General features: G+C 41.5%; 17 protein-coding genes. 12 read left to right on the plus strand and 5 right to left on the minus strand.

Translation table 11 applies throughout. The features are described from left to right. The first annotated feature begins 4 nt into the window (after nt 1-4). Together WKK05_RS16885 and WKK05_RS16890 are read left to right on the plus strand one after the other, a co-directional pair. Nucleotides 5-529: a Rab family GTPase gene (locus WKK05_RS16885; protein WP_341530742.1), complete on the plus strand. Its 525-nt coding sequence runs from the start codon at nt 5-7 to the stop codon at nt 527-529. 4 nt (nt 530-533) lie between these two features. Beyond that, the gene (locus WKK05_RS16890) at nt 534-2954 is read left to right on the plus strand and encodes an ATP-binding protein (RefSeq protein ID WP_341530743.1); all 2421 of its coding nucleotides are present in this window, start codon (nt 534-536) and stop codon (nt 2952-2954) included. 38 nt (nt 2955-2992) lie between these two features. Here the strand turns inward: WKK05_RS16890 and WKK05_RS16895 are convergent, their stop codons facing one another. The 3 genes from WKK05_RS16895 to WKK05_RS16905 form a co-directional block, all read right to left on the minus strand. Beyond that, a complete protein-coding gene (locus tag WKK05_RS16895; RefSeq protein ID WP_341530744.1) occupies nt 2993-3739 on the minus strand; it encodes a Uma2 family endonuclease in 747 nt (248 codons plus the stop codon). A gap of 217 nt (nt 3740-3956) precedes the next feature. Further along, nucleotides 3957-4727: a 3-methyl-2-oxobutanoate hydroxymethyltransferase gene (panB, locus tag WKK05_RS16900; protein ID WP_341530745.1), complete on the minus strand. Its 771-nt coding sequence runs from the start codon at nt 4725-4727 to the stop codon at nt 3957-3959. A 185-nt stretch (nt 4728-4912) separates the two neighbouring features. Continuing rightward, complete coding sequence (locus WKK05_RS16905) at nt 4913-6049, minus strand: two-component regulator propeller domain-containing protein (protein ID WP_341530746.1); 1137 nt, start codon at nt 6047-6049, stop codon at nt 4913-4915. A gap of 875 nt (nt 6050-6924) precedes the next feature. Between WKK05_RS16905 and WKK05_RS16910 the strand changes: the two genes are divergently transcribed. The 4 genes from WKK05_RS16910 (at nt 6925) to WKK05_RS16925 (ending at nt 10337) form a co-directional block, all read left to right on the plus strand. Further along, complete coding sequence (locus tag WKK05_RS16910) at nt 6925-8355, plus strand: form I ribulose bisphosphate carboxylase large subunit (protein ID WP_341530747.1); 1431 nt, start codon at nt 6925-6927, stop codon at nt 8353-8355. 101 nt (nt 8356-8456) lie between these two features. Beyond that, the gene (locus tag WKK05_RS16915; protein WP_341530748.1) at nt 8457-8864 is read left to right on the plus strand and encodes a chaperonin family protein RbcX; all 408 of its coding nucleotides are present in this window, start codon (nt 8457-8459) and stop codon (nt 8862-8864) included. A gap of 45 nt (nt 8865-8909) precedes the next feature. Continuing rightward, complete coding sequence (locus WKK05_RS16920) at nt 8910-9245, plus strand: ribulose bisphosphate carboxylase small subunit (protein WP_341530749.1); 336 nt, start codon at nt 8910-8912, stop codon at nt 9243-9245. 540 nt (nt 9246-9785) lie between these two features. Further along, nucleotides 9786-10337 carry a 2'-5' RNA ligase family protein gene (locus WKK05_RS16925; protein WP_341530750.1) on the plus strand — a complete coding sequence of 184 codons (552 nt, stop codon included), beginning with the start codon at nt 9786-9788 and terminating at the stop codon, nt 10335-10337. 196 nt (nt 10338-10533) lie between these two features. On the opposite strand, the gene WKK05_RS16930 is transcribed toward WKK05_RS16925, so the two are convergent. Then, nucleotides 10534-10902, minus strand: coding sequence for a DUF5615 family PIN-like protein (locus tag WKK05_RS16930; protein ID WP_341530751.1), 369 nt, complete (start codon nt 10900-10902; stop codon nt 10534-10536). Then, complete coding sequence (locus WKK05_RS16935; protein WP_341530752.1) at nt 10899-11192, minus strand: DUF433 domain-containing protein; 294 nt, start codon at nt 11190-11192, stop codon at nt 10899-10901. Before WKK05_RS16935 ends, WKK05_RS16930 begins: the two co-directional genes overlap by 4 nt. Before the next feature lie 109 nt (nt 11193-11301). Between WKK05_RS16935 and WKK05_RS16940 the strand changes: the two genes are divergently transcribed. The 6 genes from WKK05_RS16940 (at nt 11302) to WKK05_RS16965 (ending at nt 22579) form a co-directional block, all read left to right on the plus strand. After that, nucleotides 11302-11601 carry a hypothetical protein gene (locus WKK05_RS16940; protein ID WP_341530753.1) on the plus strand — a complete coding sequence of 100 codons (300 nt, stop codon included), beginning with the start codon at nt 11302-11304 and terminating at the stop codon, nt 11599-11601. A 131-nt stretch (nt 11602-11732) separates the two neighbouring features. Further along, nucleotides 11733-12122 (plus strand): hypothetical protein, encoded by a 390-nt coding sequence (locus WKK05_RS16945; protein ID WP_341530754.1) that lies wholly within the window; start codon nt 11733-11735, stop codon nt 12120-12122. 155 nt (nt 12123-12277) lie between these two features. Next, a complete protein-coding gene (locus WKK05_RS16950; protein WP_341530755.1) occupies nt 12278-13513 on the plus strand; it encodes an ABC transporter substrate-binding protein in 1236 nt (411 codons plus the stop codon). 72 nt (nt 13514-13585) lie between these two features. Further along, nucleotides 13586-14509, plus strand: coding sequence for an FTR1 family protein (locus WKK05_RS16955; RefSeq protein WP_341530756.1), 924 nt, complete (start codon nt 13586-13588; stop codon nt 14507-14509). A gap of 882 nt (nt 14510-15391) precedes the next feature. Continuing rightward, nucleotides 15392-16954 carry an NAD(P)/FAD-dependent oxidoreductase gene (locus WKK05_RS16960; protein ID WP_341530757.1) on the plus strand — a complete coding sequence of 521 codons (1563 nt, stop codon included), beginning with the start codon at nt 15392-15394 and terminating at the stop codon, nt 16952-16954. A 960-nt stretch (nt 16955-17914) separates the two neighbouring features. Further along, nucleotides 17915-22579, plus strand: coding sequence for a PAS domain S-box protein (locus tag WKK05_RS16965; protein WP_341530758.1), 4665 nt, complete (start codon nt 17915-17917; stop codon nt 22577-22579). Nucleotides 22580-22771: the final 192 nt, after the last annotated feature.

The following is a 22771-nucleotide window of genomic DNA, read 5'->3' on the forward strand; positions in this document are numbered from 1 at the left end:
AATCATGCCGACAATCTCTAAAAAAATTTGCTTGCTTGGTGATTTTGGAGTAGGTAAAACTAGCCTGATCCGTCAATTTGTAGATAAACAATTTAGTGATGAATATCTTTCGACTGTAGGAGTAAAAATTTCTCGTAAATTAGTGAGTTGGTCTAGCAAAGAACCACAGAATGTGCAAGAACTACAGCTTCTTATTTGGGATATAGAAGGTAGTAATAAGTTTAGGGCAATTGCTCCTACCTATTTTCAAGGAGCTAAAGGAGCCGTGATAGTTGGTGATGTTACACGAGAAGAAACACTAAATCATCTACTGGAGCATATCAATAGTTTTTTAGCTATTAATCCTCAAAGCTATATTATTATTGCATTGAATAAATCGGACTTAATTGAAGCAGAATATTTAGAAAAAATTCGCAAAATGTATGGTTTCCCTAAACAAGAAGCTGTGCTAAATACCTATTTAACCTCAGCTAAATGTGGTATTAATGTAGATGAAATTTTTCAAGTTTTAGCTAATTATTTAATTTAAACATATGAATCTATTAATACCAAAATTATTATCTCTGCGTTACGTAGAATACTTAATTATCGATAATAACTTGAAAATACTGGAAATGTCTCCGGGAGCGTACCGTCTTGCTGATGTTCCTGATGAAGTCAAACAAGACAACGATATTCGGTTGAGCTTCCCTGAATTATTTGGAGTGGAAGACGTAATTGATACAATTTTGCAAGGTAAAGAGAATAATTTTGAACTTAAGGGAATTATACGCACAGAATCTGTTTCCTCGCCTTTATATATTGATATCTGTATTACTAAAAATGTACAAGATAAGAATAGCAATAGTTTAATAGTTATTATAGCAGATGTAACTGAGAGGATGATTTTAGAGAAATCATTGATTCAGAGTGCAAATGAAGCAAATCTTTTACTACGTAATCTTAAAGCTGCTAAACAATATACTGATGAAATTATGAAATCGATGGCAGATGCGTTACTAGTAACAACACTGTCAGGTAAAATCAAAAAAATTAATCCATCTGCACAAGTTTTATTAGAATATGAAGAAGCCGAATTAATAGGTCAAGATATATCTATAATTATTCGTGAACTCGAAGATTTAAAGTTAGGAAAAGGTGAGAAAGAAAATATTTACAATCCACCTATTAAAGAGTTAGAAACTGTTTGTATAACTAAAAGTGGTAAAAAAATTCATGTTGCTTTTTCCTGTTCAATAGTTCAGACAGAAATTGAGAACTTTCAGGGTTATGTTTATACTCTGCGAGACATGAGCGATCGCAAACAAGCAGAGCTTGCTAAACAAGAGTTTTTAGCTATGATTAGCCACGAAATTCGGACACCAATCACATCAGTGAATGGTATGGCTAGTTTACTCCTAAATACTGAATTGACTGCCCAGCAGCAAGACTTTGCTCAAACGATTTACATGAGTAGTAATGCTTTACACAAAATCATCAACGATATTCTAGACTTCTCAAAGATTGAATCAGGCAAGCTAGAACTAGAAGAGCAATCTTTCGAGCTGCGGCGTTGTATAAATGAAGCTCTTTATTTAGTTTCGCCGATAGCGAAAGAAAAGAAGTTAATACTTATGTTCCTTGACACTCCTGATATTCCTACTACAGTTGTGGGCGATATTACCCGACTGCGGCAAATTTTAATCAATTTGCTGAGTAATGCGATTAAATTTACAGAAACTGGGAGTATTGAGGTTTCAGCGATCGCTCGTGAAATAATGAGCAATCAACATGGGAAAAATAGTTACGAAATTCACTTTGTAGTCAAAGATACAGGTATTGGGATTCCCAGCGATCGCCTTGAGCGTTTGTTTAAAGCTTTCAGTCAAGTCAACTCTTCAATCACTCGGCAATATGGTGGTACAGGCCTAGGTTTAGCTATTTGCAAGCAACTAACTGAGTTGATGGGCGGCAGAATTTGGGTTGACAGTGAGCCAGGTGTGGGTAGTGCATTTAACTTTACAATTACTACTCCTGTCATTTCTGAAGGATTGGGTCATGGGGACTGGAAAATAAATGATTTGGCTGCCGATGCTAAGATTAACCCGCGCATGGCTGAACAATATCCTTTAAAAATACTGTTAGTAGAAGACCATGTAATTAATCAAAGAATTATACGGCTGATGTTGCAGCAAATGGGCTATCAACCAGATGTGGCTAACAATGGCTTAGAAGCACTCTTGGCGCTGCGTCGTCAACTCTATGATGTGGTGTTGATGGATCTACAAATGCCAGTCATGGATGGTATCACAGCAACTCAACATATTTGCCAAGAGTGGACACCAGACGTTCGGCCGATGATTATTGCATTGACCGCAAATGCGATGTCCGGCGATCGTGATCGGTATTTAGCATCTGGGATGGACGACTACCTCGTTAAACCAATCCGTATTGCAGAACTGATGCAGTTGCTTAAAAGATGTCAAATCCAATCTCAGAAGAGCCAAAAAGCAGAGCAAGCCTCTGCTCAAAACATCCAAGAGAGCAAAGAGCAAGTTTCTACAAATCTTTCCCCCTCAGACTCTTGTTTGCCTACCGCAAATTCTTTCCCTATTGACCAAGCTATTTTGCAAAAAATTCTCCAAATGGCTGACTTGAATTCATCAGCTCATGCTGTGGAATTTCTCCTAGAAATTATTGATGACTACCTTAAAGATGCTCCTATATTATTACAAAATATTCACCTTTATTTCAGTCAAACTAATCTCAAGTCACTTCGACGAGCGGCTCATACATTGTCCTCTATTAGTGCGATACTGGGTGCAACCACTTTAGCAAGTCTCTGTGCAGAATTAGAGACAATGGTAGTAACAGAAGCTCTCTTTGGCGCAACAGAGAAAATTTTTCAAATTGAAGCTGAATATCAACAGGTTCAAATTGTTTTAGAACAAGAGCGTCAAAAGTATAAGGATTGAAACAAGGACGCTTCATACATCATTGCCGATAGAAGTTGTTAAGCGATCGCATCTGGGTCAATGTTTAGTTCGCGTAACTTAGCTGCTAATATATCAGCGCGTTGGCGTTCTTGTTCAGCGCGTTGGCGTTCTTGTTCAGCTTGTTCATTACTCCACAATAGTAAATTTCCTTCTTTATCCCACCATCTCAGCCAATTAGTAGTTTGGCAAAGTCTTTCACCCTGCCAAATTCCGATAAATAACTCTACTTCAGGAATCCAAAAGCGTCCATTAGCATCTGCTTGCTGCAAAGTATATTGTCCATTTTGCAAGCATCGTACTTCTAGATTTGGTTCGTAGGGGTCGTAGGTGACGTAGGTTGGAACTTTGAGAATTCGTTCGTAGAAATAAAGTTTACCGTAAGGTGGAGTTGAGCGGACTGATAATTCTCCACCTTCTGTATCTGATAAAAATTCCATTACTATAGCCACAGCAGCGCCTTCTAAATGCTGCGTATAACTACGACGAATCACACCAAATGCTACAGGTTGCACTTGAGGCACATAAAACCAGTCAGGCGCTTTGACGACTATTTTGTTGTTAACTGTGGCTACCAGTCCAAAATTAGAACCAATCAGCATTTGAGGTTGAATGCGTCCTGTGGCTCCCAAAGCGTCGGTAAGTGCTGCTGCAAGAGTAGGTTGCTGAATATTTTCCACTGGGTCGTCAGGTAAAATGAAGTCTGCTGGAAGCGCTTCCCAGATAATAGTTGGTTCTTTTTGGGTGGGGTGAACTTGTAGAACCACAGAATTACTCCTAATATCAATTCACGGTTATCAGTTATCAGGATTGTCTAAAATACTCTGTCTAAGCTTGAAACTTTTTATTTATCTCAAGATTAAATTAAATCGGAGGCTGTGGCGCAGAAGGCAGAAATAAAGAATTAGATTTCTCCCTCATCTCGCCAGTCCCCAGTCCCCAGTCCCCAGTCCCCAGTTCCCAGTCCCCAGTCCCCAGTCCCCATTATGGAAACTTCCGTTCTCGCACTTCCAGGGCATAATCTTGCACTGCTTTGATTATTGTCTGCCGTAAGTTTGTGTAAATCTTGGCAAATGGTGGTTGCTTTTCGGAAAGACCAAGTACATCTGAGGTCACTAAAACCTGTCCATCACAGTGAGTACCTGCGCCGATGCCGATTGTCGGTATACTAAGTTTTTGCGTAATCAAATTTGCCAAATCTGCGGTTATATGCTCTAAAACTATAGAAAAGACACCTGCTTGTTCAAGAGCGATCGCTTCGTTTAAAATTCTTTCTGCTGTTTCTTGAGTCTTACCCTGTTGTCGCAAACCAACTTGATGTACTGATTGCGGTGTCAAACCTACATGACCCATCACCGGAATTCCTGCTTGTACCAAACGCGCCACAGTGTCTACAATCGCAGGATAGCCACCCTCTAACTTTACTGCTTGTGCGCCTGTTTCTTTCAGTACTCGTCCCGCTGAGTGCATCGCTTGTTGCAGGCTTTCTTGATAAGTCAAAAACGGCAAATCAACGACTACTAATGCACGTTTAACACCACGGCGCACTGCTTTGGCATGATGCAGCATCTCTTCTAAAGTCAGAGGCAAGGTAGTTTCATACCCTAAAACTACCGACATAGAGTCGCCTACAAGGATTAAGTCTACACCAGCGGTGTCGAGGAGTTGGGCGATCGCATAATCCCAAGCAGTCAACGCCACAATTGGACGTCCTTGTTGTTTCCATTGAATTAATTGCTGGGTAGTAACGGCCATTTTTTTAGTGCTGAGTGCTGAGTGGGGGAGTAGGGGAGTGGGGGAGTGGGGGAGTGGGGGAGTGGGGGAGTGGGAGAATAATTAATAACCAGTCCCCTATGCCCACTTGCCCTGAGCGTATCGCTAAAGCGAAAGCTCCGCTAACGCTTTGGTCTCGCAGAGAAGCCGAAAGGATGCCCTATTCTCTACTTCACAGCGCGACTGAAAGCAAGATGGGGTTTTGCACTGCCCATTTTAGGCATTAACCAAGCCAGACCTTCACTAGTGCCAATCCATAATTTACTGCCGATGTCAGGTACAAGGGCAAGAACCCGGCTAGAAGGAAGTCCAGCAACTTGTTCGTCTAATACAGCTCCTGTATTTGGATTTAATCGTAACAAACCATTGCTAGTTCCTACCCAGACACTACCATCTTTGGCAAATCTCACTGCTGTCACATTACGCCCTCGTAAGCGGGTGACAGAACGCAACACCGCCCCAGTTTTCGGGTTAATTACTAACAAATTATTGGGCATTCCCGCCCAGATTAATCCTTCTGGACTGATAGCTAAGGTTTGTACGGTTGTTCCTGGTAAATCCTTAATCCGTTTCAAGATCAAAGCGTTAGCAGTATTCACTCGCACTAGTCCATCCAGCGTGCCAACCCACAGTTGACCTTCAGCATCTAGAGTGAGAGTGTTGGCGCTGACACCAGGCAGATTTTTTAATGTGGTCATAATCAAGCCTTGGTCAGGACTAATTAAGGCTAAACCATTATCGGTTCCAGTCCATAAATAACCTCGTTTATCAAGTAACAGTGATAAAACTCGTTTTGAAGGTAAAAATAAATTCTGGGCTGTAATTTCGTTAGTACGGGGATCTACCCGGATTAGCCCCTCATAACTTCCTACCCACAGACGTCCTACTTTGTCTTGGGCTAAAGCACCAATGGCAACATTTGGTAAACTCACACGAGCGATAATCTTACCAGTATTGGGGTCAATCCGCGATAATCCCCGCCAAGAACCTATCCAGAGATTACCCGTAAAATCTAACAGCAAGTTACTCACACGATAATCGATTTCTAGCGATCGCTCTTGCACTCCTCGCTGATTAGGCAGGGGATCTACTCGCGGAGGTGGTGGCGATAGTGGGTAAGCGGGGGTTAACTCAGATGGTTTAATATCAGGGGTTGTTTGTGGCTTTATGTTACTACCAGTGGTTTGAGCATAGGTACGCAACCTGCCGTTAGACATCGCTTGAATCTCCATACTGGAGAAAGCTGTAAACCCCAGTAACACAGAAGTAATTAAGAAACTAGTACGTTTGGGAAACAATACCATAGCGGAATTTCCTTTAAAGACAGTCACCGGAAAAATGGTGTAGGGGATAAAGAATTATTCCCTCATTGCACTACACTCATATACGGCTTCCTTGATTGGTTTTAAGTTAATTTCAGTGTTCCCGTGGCTTGGATTTTTTAAACGTCATCTGTAATTTTTCTTAAATCCAACAGGTTTAGCTCAAAGTTTTTTCCCAGTTCCCAGTCACCAGCCCCCAGTCCCCCATACAGTTATTGATGTCCTTTTGTAAATCACTCTTAACAAAATGTTTAAATCTTTATGTAATAAAAAATTTAAATCAATAAGTTAAAAATATTCAAAGAATAACTTATCGAATTCTTGATATATTGTGAAACAAGTTACAAATTACGTGGTGTGCGATTTTTTATCTTGAGGCTCATAACTCTGCTAAATCTCTGTCAAGTAGATTCTTTTCTGGTTTCTTTCCCGTCAGTGGGGAAGATAAAAGGAGTGCTGAGGCATGAATAACGTGGCCAGCCAGCCCGCTCCCCTGGATGCCCCAATGTATAGGGAGAATTATCTAAATACTGTCCGCAAAGCGCGGGAGTTTTGGTGGAATTGAGAAGGTTTAGTAGGGTGCGAGGAATAGATAAAAAAGAATTTTTATTCAAAGGAAGAGGGAAAAGTAGAAACATTAGCTTGTATGCCCATAGAAGGGGAAAACACTGGTGAGGAGGGTTTCCACCGCTACCAAAGTGTCCGCTGCGAAAAACTGCTACCCTTTGCCAAAGGCAACCCCTAATAAAAGTTTTCCTAGTTTTCTCTCTGCTGAAGGGGGAAAAAGTTGGGTGAGGGGAAATTGCACAGCACGTAATTTGATAAGTAAAAAGAATGACTTCTGGGAAGGATAAAATATGTCTTACGCTCAAACGAAGACTCAGTCAAAATCTGGGTATCAAGCCGGGGTAAAAGATTACAGACTAACTTATTACACACCCGATTACACACCAAAAGATACCGATCTTCTAGCGGCGTTCCGCGTGACACCACAGCCTGGAGTTCCCCCCGAAGAAGCAGGTGCGGCTGTGGCGGCTGAGTCTTCCACAGGTACTTGGACAACCGTGTGGACAGACTTGCTGACCGACCTGGATCGCTACAAAGGTCGTTGCTACGATATCGAACCAGTTCCCGGCGAAGACAACCAGTTTATTTGCTATGTTGCCTATCCCCTGGATTTGTTTGAAGAAGGTTCTGTAACCAACGTTTTGACCTCAATTGTAGGTAACGTATTTGGTTTTAAAGCTTTGCGGGCGCTGCGTTTAGAAGACATTCGCTTCCCTGTTGCTTACATCAAGACCTTCCAAGGCCCTCCCCACGGTATCCAAGTCGAGCGTGATAAGTTAAACAAATACGGTCGTCCTTTACTGGGTTGTACAATTAAGCCCAAATTAGGTCTGTCTGCTAAGAACTACGGTCGCGCTGTATACGAGTGCTTGCGCGGTGGTTTGGACTTCACCAAAGACGACGAAAACATTAACTCCGCACCATTCCAAAGATGGCGCGATCGCTTCTTGTTTGTATCTGAAGCTATTTCTAAAGCACAAGCAGAAACCGGTGAAATCAAAGGTCACTACCTGAACGTCACCGCCCCCACCTGTGAACAAATGTTGCAACGGGCTGAGTACGCTAAAGAACTCAAACAGCCCATCATCATGCACGATTACCTGACAGCAGGCTTCACTGCTAACACCACATTGGCTCGTTGGTGTCGTGATAACGGTATCTTGTTGCACATTCACCGTGCTATGCACGCTGTAATCGACCGTCAAAAGAACCACGGTATCCACTTCCGTGTATTGGCTAAAGCTTTGCGCTTGTCTGGTGGTGACCACATCCACACCGGAACCGTTGTTGGTAAGCTCGAAGGTGAACGCGGTATCACAATGGGCTTCGTTGACCTGTTGCGTGAAAACTACATTGAGCAAGACAAGTCTCGCGGTATTTACTTTACCCAAGACTGGGCTTCTCTACCTGGCGTAATGGCAGTTGCTTCCGGTGGTATTCACATTTGGCACATGCCTGCACTGGTAGAAATCTTCGGTGATGACTCCGTACTACAATTCGGTGGTGGTACACTTGGTCACCCCTGGGGTAACGCTCCTGGTGCTACAGCTAACCGTGTTGCTCTAGAAGCAGTTGTACAAGCTCGTAACGAAGGTCGCAACTTGGCTCGTGAAGGTAACGATATTATCCGCGAAGCTGCCAAGTGGTCTCCTGAATTAGCTGTTGCTTGCGAACTGTGGAAGGAAATCAAGTTTGAGTTTGAAGCTATGGATACCGTCTGATATCTAGTTAAGAGTTAGAAGTTAGGAGTTAAGAGTTACATTAATTCATAACTCATAACTTATAACTTATAACTCATAACTGTTAAGGGCTGGGGTCAAGCATGAATCTTAAGCAAATTGCGAAGGACACAGCCAAGACTCTCCAAAGCTACCTGACTTATCAGGCTCTGAGGACAGTACTGGCGCAGCTAGGCGAAACTAATCCTCCATTGGAACTATGGCTGCATAACTTCTCTGCTGGCAAAATTCAGAATGGTGAATCATTCCTTGAGCAACTATTCCGAGAAAAGCCAGATTTGGCGTTACGGATTATGACTGTCAGAGAACACATTGCGGAAGAAGTTACAGAATTCTTACCAGAAATGGTTCGTACTGGCATTCAGCAGGCCAATATGGAACAGCGTCGCCAGCATCTAGAACGCATCACACAAATAGATACATCAAACCCCAGTCTAAAACCGGAACAACAAGCAACTTCAGACCCAAATTTGGATAACTTATCCAATTGATCGGTCAACCTAGTAGTCAAAAATCGCAACCCATTATTAACAGCTATGCAAACTTTACCAAAAGAGCGTCGTTACGAAACCCTTTCCTACCTACCTCCCCTTTCTGATGCTCAAATTGCTAAACAAGTCCAGTACATCCTGAGTCAAGGTTACATTCCTGGAATCGAGTTCAACGAAACTTCTGAGCCAACAGAATTATATTGGACACTATGGAAGCTGCCTTTGTTCGGCGCTAAATCGACTCAAGAAGTACTGAACGAAGTTCAAAGCTGCCGTTCTCAGTATTCCAACCACTACATCCGCGTTGTGGGTTTTGATAACATCAAGCAATGCCAAATTCTTAGCTTTATCGTTCACAAACCTAACACCAGCAGATACTAAAAAAGCTAAAAGGTAAATTTGCCTTTGATCTTTTAAATTGACTTTTGATAGGAGAGGTAGAATTAACTGCCTCTCTTTTTTATTACGTCTTAGTGGTTCAAGATTTTTTAAACACAAAGGCACAAAGACACAAAGTATTTTTAACGTAATACCAATTTGAAAAAAGAATGCAACAAATAGACCATCTGTAAAGACGCGATTCATCGCGTCTTTACCCAAGGATGTGTTGCAATCATTAATTAAAATGGTATGAGTTCGATGAACCTCTCCCTCTCCAAAGCGGCTACGGTATATACACAAGTCTTGAAATTCCATCTAAAACTTGATTGCGTTGTCCTAGCCCTAAAATTAGTGGGATAAATAGAGTTTCCAGTTGCTCAAAATTTGGGTAGTTACGGGATTAAAAGAGTTGAAACCTTTGCGGTTTATACTTTTGTGTACACGGTAGCCTTTGAGTAGAGAGGTTTGGAGAGAAGTTAATACTTGCAGTATTTTTACTCTCTATTCCCTATTCCCTATTCCCTATTCCCCACTCCTGCAATGAGCCGTTTTTTCGTTGCTCTCTTACCGCCGCAAGACATACAAGAGTACGCTAACCAAATCAAGCAGTACTTTGCTGATAATTACGCCAGTCGAAGCGCTCAAAAGTCTCCGCCTCATGTTACGCTGCAACCGCCTTTTGAATGGGCAAATGGCAATGTGTCACGTTTGGAAGCATCTTTAAGGGAATTTGCTAGTCAGCAACAGCCATTTTCAGTAATACTCGACGGTTTTGCGGCTTTTCCACCCCGCGTTATATATATTGATGTGGTGAGAAGCCCAGAACTGTTAACTTTGCAAGCTGATTTAATGGCGCATATGGAAGCGAGTGTGGGAATTGTAGATAAGATTGGTAAAAAGCGTCCGTTTGCACCCCACATGACGGTTGCGTTTCGTGATTTAACAAAGCAGAACTTTAGAGCGGCTTGGCCGGAATTTGTACAGCGTCAATTACATTTTGAGTTTACGGCTGACAAGTTGACGTTATTAATTCACGATGGTAGACGGTGGAATATTAAATCTGAGTTTGGTTTTTTGTCTGCTGAACAATGAGCAGTAAGGCATAGTCTTGTAGGGTGTGTTATCGCGTTAGCGTAACGTACCATCCTAGATTTTTAATGCGTTAGGACTACCTAAATTAATAACAGGCGGTTAGAAACCCCGACTGGATAGGTTGAAGAGATTCACCAGTTATTGCGGGAGCTTTAGCGCTTCTCTGTTTTTAGCTTTAACTGAACTGTATTGGATACTATTCATCAATCCAACTACTTAGAAATTCTACCTGATTCTGCATTTCTTGTAATGACTTAGCTGCAATTAATCTCAAAATACCGCGCATTAGTTCCCCCACTGAGTAACGTTGCTGCTGTACCAAAATCATTCCTGCATGAGATTGTTCTTTGCTTAAAAAATCAGCGTGCAAACGATAAAAATCTCTGATATTAGAACTATATAAAACAAAACCTTGCTCAGTTGCCCATCTTAGCTGTTCTTCATCAGTATATCCCAGCCTATTTAAACTTAGACTTGTGATCACATCTACACCACGATTTTTTAGAGCCAAAACTAAAGAGCGTGCGGTAGAATCTTCATCCATGTACAGTCTAATTCGGCTCATGAGAGCTTTTGGGTTTTATGTAATGTCTCTAATCTGTCAGCTTCTGCCTCTTCTGCTGCAATGTCAGCATCAACTTTGTCGCGGTTAGCATGGTAATAAGCTAGAGCTGCATAAACCTGCGCTAAAGTCAGATGACTAATTTGATCTGCAATTTCTTCTGCGCTGTAACCTTGTTTATACCAAATAGCTATGCGCCGGACTGTCACCCCTGTACCAGCAATAATTGGACAACCGCCGTGTATTTCAGGATTATGGTTAATCAGTGTGCCGATATCGGTAATAGTTGTCAAAACTTGTTCTCCAAAATTTTTTACTTACATTATCTATAATTTAAGCGGTTAGCAAGATATTCATCTATAGTTATGGACTCACCATCTTTATACTCAGCGCGAACTGCTTGTGTTTCTGCATCATCCTCGTACAACGCTTCTTCGGCTTCAAAAATTTGTTGCTCAATTGGTTTACGATGTTAGTCATCAACATTACGGCATTGGTCACCAATATTACGATGTTGGTCACCAACATTACGATATTGGTCACCAACATTACGATATTAGTCATCAACATTACGATGTTGGTCATCAACATTACGATGTCAGTCATCAATATTACGGCATTGGTCACCAACATGAAAGCGATCGCCACGACACCAACTTTCATGAAAGTCCAACATCTTTTATTGATAAAATCAGCATTTAGTGATTATATCTCAGAGAAATCACTGGAAGAACATGAACAATTTATGAGTAAAAATTGTGAGTTCTGCTGAACCGTAATACTGCTTGAATGAGGCAATCTAGTTCTATAACCCTCTCTCAGGAGTAACTTTCATGCCTCGTACAAAACGTACATCCCGAATTCTCGAAAAAGCTAAGTTGAGAACCGTTGCCCTCAAGGCAATTGATCCAAATATGAAATTTGATGAGAATTACAATTTGCAAAATATGACTCAATCAATTGAAGAGTTACACTCTTTACTTGATGTTTATAATAGCGCTTTAGCTGTAATTGACACAACCAAAACTAAAATTGATGCGATGGAAAAAACTTTAAGCCATCTTTCAGACAAAATGCTAGTAGGGGTTGGTTTCAAGTACGGCAAAGACAGCGACGAATATGGGATAGCGGGCGGCGTTCGTGATAGCGAACGTATCCGCAAAGGCAGGCTAACTCGCTTGAAAGCTAGTGCAGAGGAAGCATTAGTTAAAATCAACAGTTAAAATCAAAAGTCAAAAGAATAAAATGCTACATTTACAAGGATTTTAGCTTTTTGGTTTAGGTATGCATCTACGCCTTTTAATAACAAGCTTTTGAGTTGCTTTGACGAACTGCCTGCAACTAGTATTATCGTAATAAACATAATACTCATGCATCTATGAAAAATGCGAGCGCCCCAGGGACGCAGGCAAAGCCAATCGCTCATCAAACGGCATTATTATTTATCTGCTCTTTGCTGCTGATAGCTTGTGGTAAAAGTGGCAGTACTGGTACAAATTCCATAAGTGCATCTAATGCTATTCCTATTGGTATCGCTTTTGCCCAAACAAGCAATGTGGCATTACTTGGTCAAGAGGGGACTGATGGCGTAAAAATTGCCGAAAAGTATTTTAATGACAAAGGCGGTATCAACGGTAGACCAATTAAATTAGTATATCAAGATACTGGCGGCGATGAAGTTGGGACAATTAATGCTTTTCAAACTTTAATTAATCAAAACAAAGTTGTTGGCATTGTTGGCCCTACTCTATCACAGCAAGCTTTTAGCGCTAACCCCATAGCAGAACGCAATCGAGTCCCAGTTATTGGAGCATCAAATACTGCTAAAGGTATTCCCGAAATTGGTGATTATGTAGCTCGTGTTTCTGCATCTGTTGCTGTCGTCGCTCCTTATTCGCTAAAAGCTGCACTCAAGCAAAATCCTCAACTCAAGAAAGTTGCAGTATTTTATGCTCAAAATGATGCTTTTAATAAGTCAGAAACAGAAATCTTTCAAAAAGCAGTTAAAGATTTAAAATTAGATTTAGTCACAGTCCAAAAGTTTCAAACTACAGATACTGACTTTCAAGCCCAAGCCAGCGACGCTATTGATTTAAAACCAGATTTAGTGATTATATCTGGTTTAGCTGTAGATGGTGGTAATTTAGTTAGACAACTACGAGAACTGGGCTATAAAGGCATAATTATTGGTGGCAATGGTTTTAATACATCGCATATATTTTCTGTGTGCAGAGCGCTTTGTGATGGTGTAATTGTTGCTCAAGCTTATAGCCCAGAATATAAAAGTGAAATTAACACTGCATTTCGCAAAGCATACGTAGCACAATATCGGAGAGAACCACCCCAAGTTAGCGCTCAAGCTTTTACGGCGATGCAAGTATATGTGGAAGCTCTACAATCTTTAGATAAAAAAAGTGCAATTAATAAGTTATCTCTGCCACAGTTGCGTACAGAATTGAATCAACAGTTACTAAAAGGAACATATCAAACTCCTTTAGGTGAAATCGCTTTTACACCAGTGGGGGATGTGATACAAAAAGAGTTTTATGTAGCACAACTCAAGATGGAACCAAATGGTGTTAATGGAAAATTTGCTTTCTTAAGCATAAAGTAGTTGCAATAGACTCAATATCGAAACTGTTAAGCTAAGAGTAGCTCAGAGAAACTCAAAAAAGCTAACTTTATTATGAATTGGAGTGCTGCATTACCTACGTTTTTCATTACCCTGCGGGAAGGTGTAGAAGCTGCTTTAGTAGTTGGGATAGTCTTTGCTTGTTTACAGCAAGCTCAGAAACAAGTGTTGAATCGCTGGGTTTACTTCGGAGTCCTGAGCGGTATTTTAGCAAGTTTTGGATTTGGTTTACTACTTCATCTAGGTTTACAGGGATTGCAGACATCTTCGCAACTCTATGCACCTGTGTTTCAGGAATTGTTTAAGGTGGGATTAGGCGTGGTTGCGATCGCCATGCTCAGCTGGATGCTAATCTGGATGACACGACAAGCGCGATTTCTCAAAGCAGAGATTCAAGGCTCTGTTAAAAGTGCCTTGGGTGAAGACAACCGTGCAGCTTCGGCTATTTTCAGCTTAGTTTTTATTGCTGTCTTTCGAGAAGGCTTAGAAACTGCTTTGTTCATAGTGGCTAAGTTTCAAGAAGGTTTGACACCTGTCTTAGGAGCGATAGGAGGACTCAGCATTGCGATTTTGATTGGGATGTTGCTCTTTAAATGGAGTATCCGCATCAATTTGAGTCAATTTTTCCAGGTGATGGGTGTATTTCTGCTGGTGATTGTGTCTGGATTAGTGATTTCTGCTTTGCGCCATGTCGATGCAGCTGCGATCGCTTTTAGCCAAATCAATCCTGAATTTGCTGGAATTTGCGTACAAGGTAACACTTCTTGTATTTTAGGGCCACAAATTTGGGATTTCTCAGCCATCTTACCCGATCGCCAGTTTCCTGGAATCTTGCTAAAAACTTTATTTGGCTATACGCAAAAACTTTATCTCGTGCAAGCTTTAGGGTATTTCTTATTTTGGATAACTGTAGGTAGCCTCTACTTCCGCAGTCTTAGCCAACCCACACAATTAAAGCCAGCAGCCAAACTCAATTGAATTAGCTACCGTGTATACACAAATTATATTAATACAAGGGTGCGTTATGAATGGAACGTCCTAACGCACCGAACATCAATGATGGTGCGTTGTGCTGCGCGACAACGCACCTTACTGGTTTGTGTGTACACCGTAGTCTTATAAGCTACGGCGTACACACAAGTCGGAAATAGTAGTCTGTGAAGGAATAATTGACGAGTATATTCTCTCTCAGGACGGCGATTTATCGCGTCTCTCTAACGTGTCAGTTTTTTAGACGCGATAAATCGCGTCTCTACATGAGGGCTTTCTCGCTTATCCCAAACGTAGCGTATTGGGATAAAACTGGATCTGACTTGTGTGTACACCGTAGCCCTTGATAAGGAGGGATTAAGGGGGGTAATTCGAGTTGTGTATACACCGTAGCTTAGGAGTCGTCGGCGGTGGGGTTGTTACTATACATCTTTATACCGAATTGGTATTAGCTGTTGGTTATACATTTAACTTATCCAATTCTGCTCAATTTATATTAAGAAAAGCAAATATAGTCAAATAAGTTTTTTGAGCTTAGATAAGCTGAATACATAAAAAGTGAATAAAAAGACTTAGACGCATAATAGTCTGCTGCTAACTATCTGCAAGCTTTCACAAAAACTTGTAGTTAAGTTTGACTGCGAGTCTAAATAACTATGTAAAACATTTAGTTATTGCAAAATCGCCATCATTGGCGATAAAAATCCTTACACCTTCTACCATAAATTCTTCTACCTGATTTTAATGTGGTAAAGACTGCAAAGCTAGGTGAAGAACCACTGAGAATTTTGGCATTTATCTAAGTAAAAATCGGTGCTAAAGACTAGATCACCGAAATAAAGCGAATCAAGATTGCCAGAGGAGGCTGAAATGGAAATCTTTGATTATGTGATTCTGGGAGCCGGACTAGGTGGACTGTCGGCCGCAGCTTGTTTAACCCGACAAGGCTACCGAGTAGCAGTATTAGAGCAACATTACTTAGCTGGTGGATGCTGTCACACATTTGATTATGGTGAATACAGCTTTTGTGCTGATGTACATTACATTTCTCAATGTAGTTCTGGTAAAACCATAGCCCAATTCCTCAATTATATTCAGCAGGATGTACCCTTTAATAGCCTAGATCCTGACTGCATTGATCGAGTCATCACACCTAAAGCAGATTTTAAAATTCCCTTGGGATGGGAAAATCTGCGATCGCGTTTACTTTCTACATTTCCAGAAGAAGCTGATGCAATTAACCGTTACTGCAACGAGATTAAGCAATTACATCAGGAAATACGTAACCTAGTGCGAGAAGTACGCTGGTTTGATCAGAAGTTATCTGACTGGTTGAAATTACCAAAATATTTAAATCTATTTCGTAAGCGGAATTGGACTCTGCAAGATTTATACAATCATGTCGGCTTGTCGCCGAAACTGCAAGCAGTGCTAGCAGGACAAAGTGGCGACTATGCCCTACCACCCGAAGAAATTGCCTTGCTTACCCACACTTCTCTTGTTTGGGACTACTCAGAAGGCGCTTACTATCCAAAACATCACTTCAAACATTTTGTTGACACCATTACAGAAGCAATTACCGCAGGTGGAGGCGTCATTAAATATTCAACGCCAGTCAATTACATTCAAGTTAATGACCACAATGTCCACAGCGTATCAGCTAATGATGTAATTTATCGCGCTACTAAAGCTTATATCAGTGACCTTGACCCCAAATTGACAGTAGAGTTGATGCATGATTCTGAAGCTTTGAGCCATAGAGAACATCAACGCCTCACCAGTTATGAATACTCAGCTAGTGCTTTCAATATCTACCTGGGTTTAGATAGTCGCTTCGATCCTCAACGCTACGGCATCGGTAACTGGAATATTTGGTACTATCCCACAGGTAATTTAAACAGAGAATATCAACAACAATTGCAGGATAACTTTAGTCAGCCGTGGATTTTCCTCTCTTGTCCGACGATGAAATCCAATGAACCAGGCATGGGGCCAGCAGGGCATCATGTCCTAGAGATTGCCACTGTCTGCCCTTATAAACCTTTTGAACATCTGCAAAAAACTGACCCAAAAGCGTATAAAGCCAAAAAACGGGAAGTCTATCAGCAGATTATGACTAGTGTTAGAAAGTTGATTCCAGATGTAGACAACTACACCCGCATGAAAGTTTACGGTACACCTACCACCAGCGAATTTTATTTGGGACAACCGCAGGGTAATATTTACGGTGCAAAATTAATACCCAAACAAGTTGGTTTAAATCGCCTGGGATATACAACGGAGTTGTCTAACCTGTTCTTTGTAGGCGCGAGTGCTGGGTATCCGAGTGTACCCGGTGTAATTGGCAATGGTATGGATGTAGTGGAGTTAATCACAGGGCAATCAGTGCGGTATACAGCAGAAACATCTGAGCCATTAGTGGCTGTAGGGTGAGTCAATTTAACGTGAGTTCGGCAAACCTCTCCCTGCCTTGAACTAAAGTTCAAATCTGTCCCTCTCCGAGTCGGAGAGGGACGGTTTTGCGTAGTCAATTATTGTAGGACACGGCAATGTCGTGTCCCTTAGAGGATGTTTGAAAAGTCATGATTGATGTATCAAATATTTTTTTACCCCACCCTAACCCTCCCCTTGGAAAGGGGAGGGAACTAGATTTTCTTGTTTCCCCCCTTTATAAGGGGGGATTAAGGGGGGTAATAATTCGATTAAAACCACAAGTTACCACTTTTCAAACATCCTCTTATGCGTGTATTCATTGAAATGAAATTTCCTATGTGTTTTAAATTCTCTTGAAAGATAAAAACATTGACCTCAAAATTTAATGCTTAGTAGCTTTTCTATCAAGTCTTTCACAAATCAATTGTAGAAATATTACTTAATTTAGTGTCGTTTCACCAGTAAACTGGGAAAATTGGCAACTAAGTAATCTATGGAGTCTAATTTTGCTGTTGAGTGAGCAGTACCAAAAGCGATCGCTACTTGATAACTCACCTATTATTGACAAAAATCGTATTGCTATTGATTTGTTACTTATCCCCTACGGGGGGAGATTATATCTCATTCTTGAACAATCAATTTTATTGATTTCATCCCAAATCAATTAATCAGACATCAATTATAGTAATCTATTGAGATAAGAGTTTATCTATTCCTGATTTGGCAATAAAATTAGTTTGACCACTACAAAATTCTATCCTCTTGCCAATTTAGATACTAAAGTTAGGCTATAGCCCTTTCAGCATACTGTTTTGGAATATTGGGACATCACATTCATAAATAAACTTGATTTATACCCTATTACAGCGTGATCATCACCACATTCCTACACTTTACTCAAAATAGCTTTTGCTATATCGTCCTGATGACAATAAGATAATTAGAATTGACGAATTAACTATGCGATTCAATGATCAGCTGATTAATTTGCCTACTTTAGATCATGTTCTTGATCGTTCTCCCTTGACGATTAGCCCTGATAGCTACGTCGTCGAAGCTATTGTCTTAATGAGTCAAAAACGAAGTATTAATTATACGTTCACCAACTTCAATCAATCATTGGACTCCAGGTGCTGTAATCAAGAAGCATCTGACTATGTATTGATAGTGGACGGAAAACATTTATTAGGAATATTTACTGTAAAAGATGTAGTGAGAGTCACAGCTTCTAGCAGAGATTTATCGAAAGTAAAAATAGCTGAGGTGATGACGCAGCAAGTTGTTAGCCTCAAGCAATCAGATTGTCAAAATATATTGACAGCCTTACTGTTATTGCATCAACATCAGATTCGGCATCTGCCCATTTTGGACGATGATGGGCAATTATTAGGAATTGTCACTGAGACTGATTTGCTGCAAGTATTTGATTTGGTGAAAATGATTGGCGTCGTTGAGGGGTTACAGCAATATTTACAAAAACCCACAAATGAATTAAAGCAATTTCATCAACAAATAGACAACGTAGTTTACCAAACTCAAAATCATTTAAAACGATGGGTTGAAGAAAAATCTGCCCAAGTTATGGAAGTTAACGAGGAACTTCAGCAAACCCTTGAACAATTGCGGCTAATAGAAGAAGAATTGCGCCAACAAAACGAAGAACTGATTGTAGCCCGTGAAAGCGCAGAATTAGAGCGCCAGCGCTATCATGATTTATTTGAGTTCGCTCCAGATGGTTATTTGGTAACTGATGCAGCGGGGATCATTAAAGAGGTTAACAGCGCAGCTGCAACCTTGCTCTGTGTACCTCAAAAATATTTAGTAGGCAAACCATTAGTTCTATATATTGCTAAACAAGACCGGACGACTTTTCTCAACCAATTGAAGAATTTGCAACAGGTACAAGACTGGGAAATTTATCTACAGCCACGAGAAGGTAAACCTTTCCCTGCTAGTGTGAGAGTAGCTGCTATATACGACTTAAAGGGTGAGCGAGTTGGCTGGCACTTGTTGTTCTGCAACATCAGCGAACGCAAGCAAGTAGAAGAAGCGCTGCGCCAAGCTACTGAGCAGTTAGAAGCAAGAGTGGCGGAGCGTACAGGTGAACTTGTGGTTTCTAACGTGCTTTTGCACCAGGAAATAACTGAACGTCAACGGGCTGAGGAAGCTTTGCGACAGAGTGAAAATCTCTATCGCCACCTAGTAGAAAGCCAAACAGACGTAATTATTCGGGTTGACTTTCAGGGGCGACTAACTTTTGCAAATGCGGCGGCGTGCCAAACTTTCGGCTGGAAAGTCGATGAATTCCGTGGCCAGTCATTTTTTGAGGTTTTTGATCCAAATGACTTGCCGCAAGTGATCGAAAAAATGGCAACATTGGCATCACCACCCTATGGCTTGACTACTGGCGAGCAAAGAGCATTCACAGTTAACGGTATCAGATGGTTTCAGTGGAACGTTACCGCAATTAAAAATGAACAAGGAGAAGTTGTTGAAGCGCAAGGAGTAGGAAGAGATATCACCGAGCGCAAGCAGATGGAAGAAGCACTGCGAGAGAGCGAAGAGAAATTTCGCCATTTGGCGGCTAATACCCATGCAGTCATCTGGAACGCCAGCCCTGATTCTTTCCGAATATTTTATGTTAGCCCTGCTTATGAAAAAATTTGGGGTCGCTCTTGTCAAAGTCTATACGACCAGCCTGAATCTTGGATAGATAGCGTTCACCCAGACGATCACGATCGCATCAGGGTAACAACAGAGCAACAGCTTAGTAGTGATTCTACTGAAGTAGAATATCGCATTTTCCGACCTGATGGTTCGATGCGTTGGATTTGGGATCGTAGCTTTGCTGTATATGATGAACAAGGAATAGTTAGCTACTATGGTGGCATTGCGGAAGATATCACTGAGCGCAAACTTGCAGAAGTTTCGCTACGAGAAAGTGAAGAGAAATTTCGCCATTTTGCCGAAAATACCCATGCACTCATCTGGATTGCTGACCCCAATTCTGGAGAAAACCTTTATGTTAATCCTGCTTATACCAAAATTTGGGGTCGCTCTTGCCAAAGTCTACGCGACCAACCTAACTCCTGGCGAGAGTCGGTTTACCCAGAAGATCGCAAACTTGTAGAAGCAAAACTAGAGCAACAGCTGCATGGTCTGCCCAGCGATACAGAATATCGGATTGTGCAACCTGATGGCTCAGTGCGCTGGGTCTGGGATCGGGGCTTTGCTATGCAAGATGCACAAGGAAAAGTTTACTCCTATGGTGGTGTTGCTGAAGATATCACTGAACGCAAGCAAGCAGAAGAATCACTGCGCGAGAGTGAAACACGACTGAGTTTAGCTCTAGCAGCCGCTCAAATGGGCATCTGGGATTGGAATTTGTTGACCGACAAGGCTGTTTGGTCTCCCGAAATGAGCCTATTATATGGTCTGCCAAGCGATACCCTGTGTCCAACCTATGCAGAGTTGCTCAATTTATTAGTGCATCCACAAGACCGGGAGTCTTTGGCTGAGGTTGTAGCTCACAGTATTGAGCAAGGTATCGAATTTACTAAGGAATATCGAGTTGTCTGGCCCGATGGGAGCTTACACTGGTTATGCCTTAAAGGTCAGGTATACCATAACGAACTCAGCCAGCCGATGCGGATGATCGGCACAATTAAGGATATCAGCGATCGCAAGCAAGCAGAGGAAGCTCTACGAGAAAGTGAAGAGCGCTATCGTTCAGTCGTGACTGCGATGCAAGAAGGTATTATGCTACTTGAGGCTGATGATGGTAGAATAATCGCCTGTAATACCAGCGCTGAAAGCATTCTGGGGCTTAACGCCGACGAGGCAATCGGAAGAACTATTTACGATTCTTCTTGGTCTACTGTTTATGAAGACGGCTCTCCCTTCCCAGTTGAAAATTATCCAGCAATAGTTACCTTGAGTACAGGCAAACCTTGCTCGAATGTAGTTATGGGAGTTCATAAGCCCAATAAACAATTAGCGTGGATTTCAATTAATTGCCAACCCCTATTTCGGGATAATGTTACCACCCCCTATGCGGTAGTGGCTTCATTTTCTGACATCACCGAACAGCAAGCTGCCCGGCAGGAACGCCAGCAAACACAAGAGAAAATCCGTGAACAAGCGGCTCTACTTGATATCGCTACTGATGGGATCATAGTTCGAGACTTCCAGACCCAAATTTTATTCTGGAATAAAGGTGCAGAACGTCTGTATGGTTGGCAAGCGAGTGAGGCTGTGGGAAAAAACCCCAACGAGCTTTTGTTCAAAAAAACTACACCACAGCCGGAAGTAGCTTTAAAAAGCGTCATGGAATTTGGCACATGGCAGGGTGAGTTAAATAAAGTTACGAAATCCGGTAAAGAAATTATCGTGGAAAGCCGCTGGACACTGGTGTGTGATGCTCAAGGAGAACCCAAATCCATCCTCTGTGTTGATACCGACATTACAGAAAAGAAACAACTCCAAGAGCAGTTTTTCCGTACCCAGCGGTTAGAAAGCCTTGGCACTCTTGCAGGTGGCATTGCTCACGACTTGAATAATATACTCACGCCAATTTTGGCAGCGGCTCAATTGGTACAGGGAAGATTCATCCAAGACAAAGAACGTTCTGATCAATTGCTGGCAATTGTCGAAAGCAACGCCAAACGGGGAGCAGCTTTAGTCAAGCAAGTTTTGTCCTTTGCCAGAGGTTTAAAAGGAGAGCAGACAATTGTCCAACTCAAGCACCTAATTGCAGAAATTGCTCAGATTGCCAAGCAAACATTTCCCAAATCTATAGAATTTTCCACGGTTCTACCAGAAGACCTTTGGGCTGTTTCTGGAGACATTACCCAACTGCATCAAGTGCTGATGAATTTGGTAGTAAATGCCCGCGATGCTATGCCCGATGGTGGTAGCATCCTGATTACTGCGGAAAATAAGCTGATTGATGAAGCTTATACCAGAATGAACCTTGATGCCACAGTCGGAAATTATATTGTGCTGACTGTAGAGGATACTGGTATGGGAATGCCGCCAGAAATATTAGATAGAATTTTTGAGCCATTTTTCACCACCAAAGAGGCTGGTACAGGCACAGGACTCGGCCTTTCAACCGTGCTTGGCATTATTAAAACTCACAAGGGTTTTATTAAGGTGTCTAGCCAAGTAAATAAAGGCTCCCAGTTTAAGCTGTTTTTGCCGGCGGTGGAAACAAGCCAAGCATTAAGTACAGAAGATTTAGATATGCCGGAAGGGCAAGGAGAATTAATTCTAGTTGTGGATGATGAAGTCCAAATTTGCGAAGTTGCGAGAGTCATTATGGATAACCACAACTACAAAACTCTGACTGCGAGTAATGGAATTGAGGCGATCGCACTCTATGCCCAGCATAAGCATAAAATAAAAGCTGTGTTGATGGATATGATGATGCCAGAGATGGATGGGACTACAGCCATTCGTACCTTACAAAGAATGAACCCGCAGGTTCAAATCATCGCTTGTAGCGGACTCAACTCAGCTGAGTTCTTTGCTCACATTGCTAGCCCTGATGTACAAGCATTTTTAGCGAAGCCCTTCACAGCCAAAGAATTATTAAAAAGCTTACGCCAGATACTCACACACTAAAGTTCAGCAATTCAAATACCAATTATTCTCATGTCCTCACAAGTTCCTCAAATTCTTTTCTTAAATTGAAAATCTAGAAAACGCCAACAATGTTTGCAACTGATTGGCGGTTTACCTGGTTTGGCAACTGGCTGCAATCATCCTTCAGCACTAATCGATTTGATTTGTTTGCTGAGTTGACATAGTAGTGTT

The sequence above is a fragment of the Nostoc sp. UHCC 0302 genome, from assembly GCF_038096175.1.
GTDB lineage: Bacteria > Cyanobacteriota > Cyanobacteriia > Cyanobacteriales > Nostocaceae > UHCC-0302.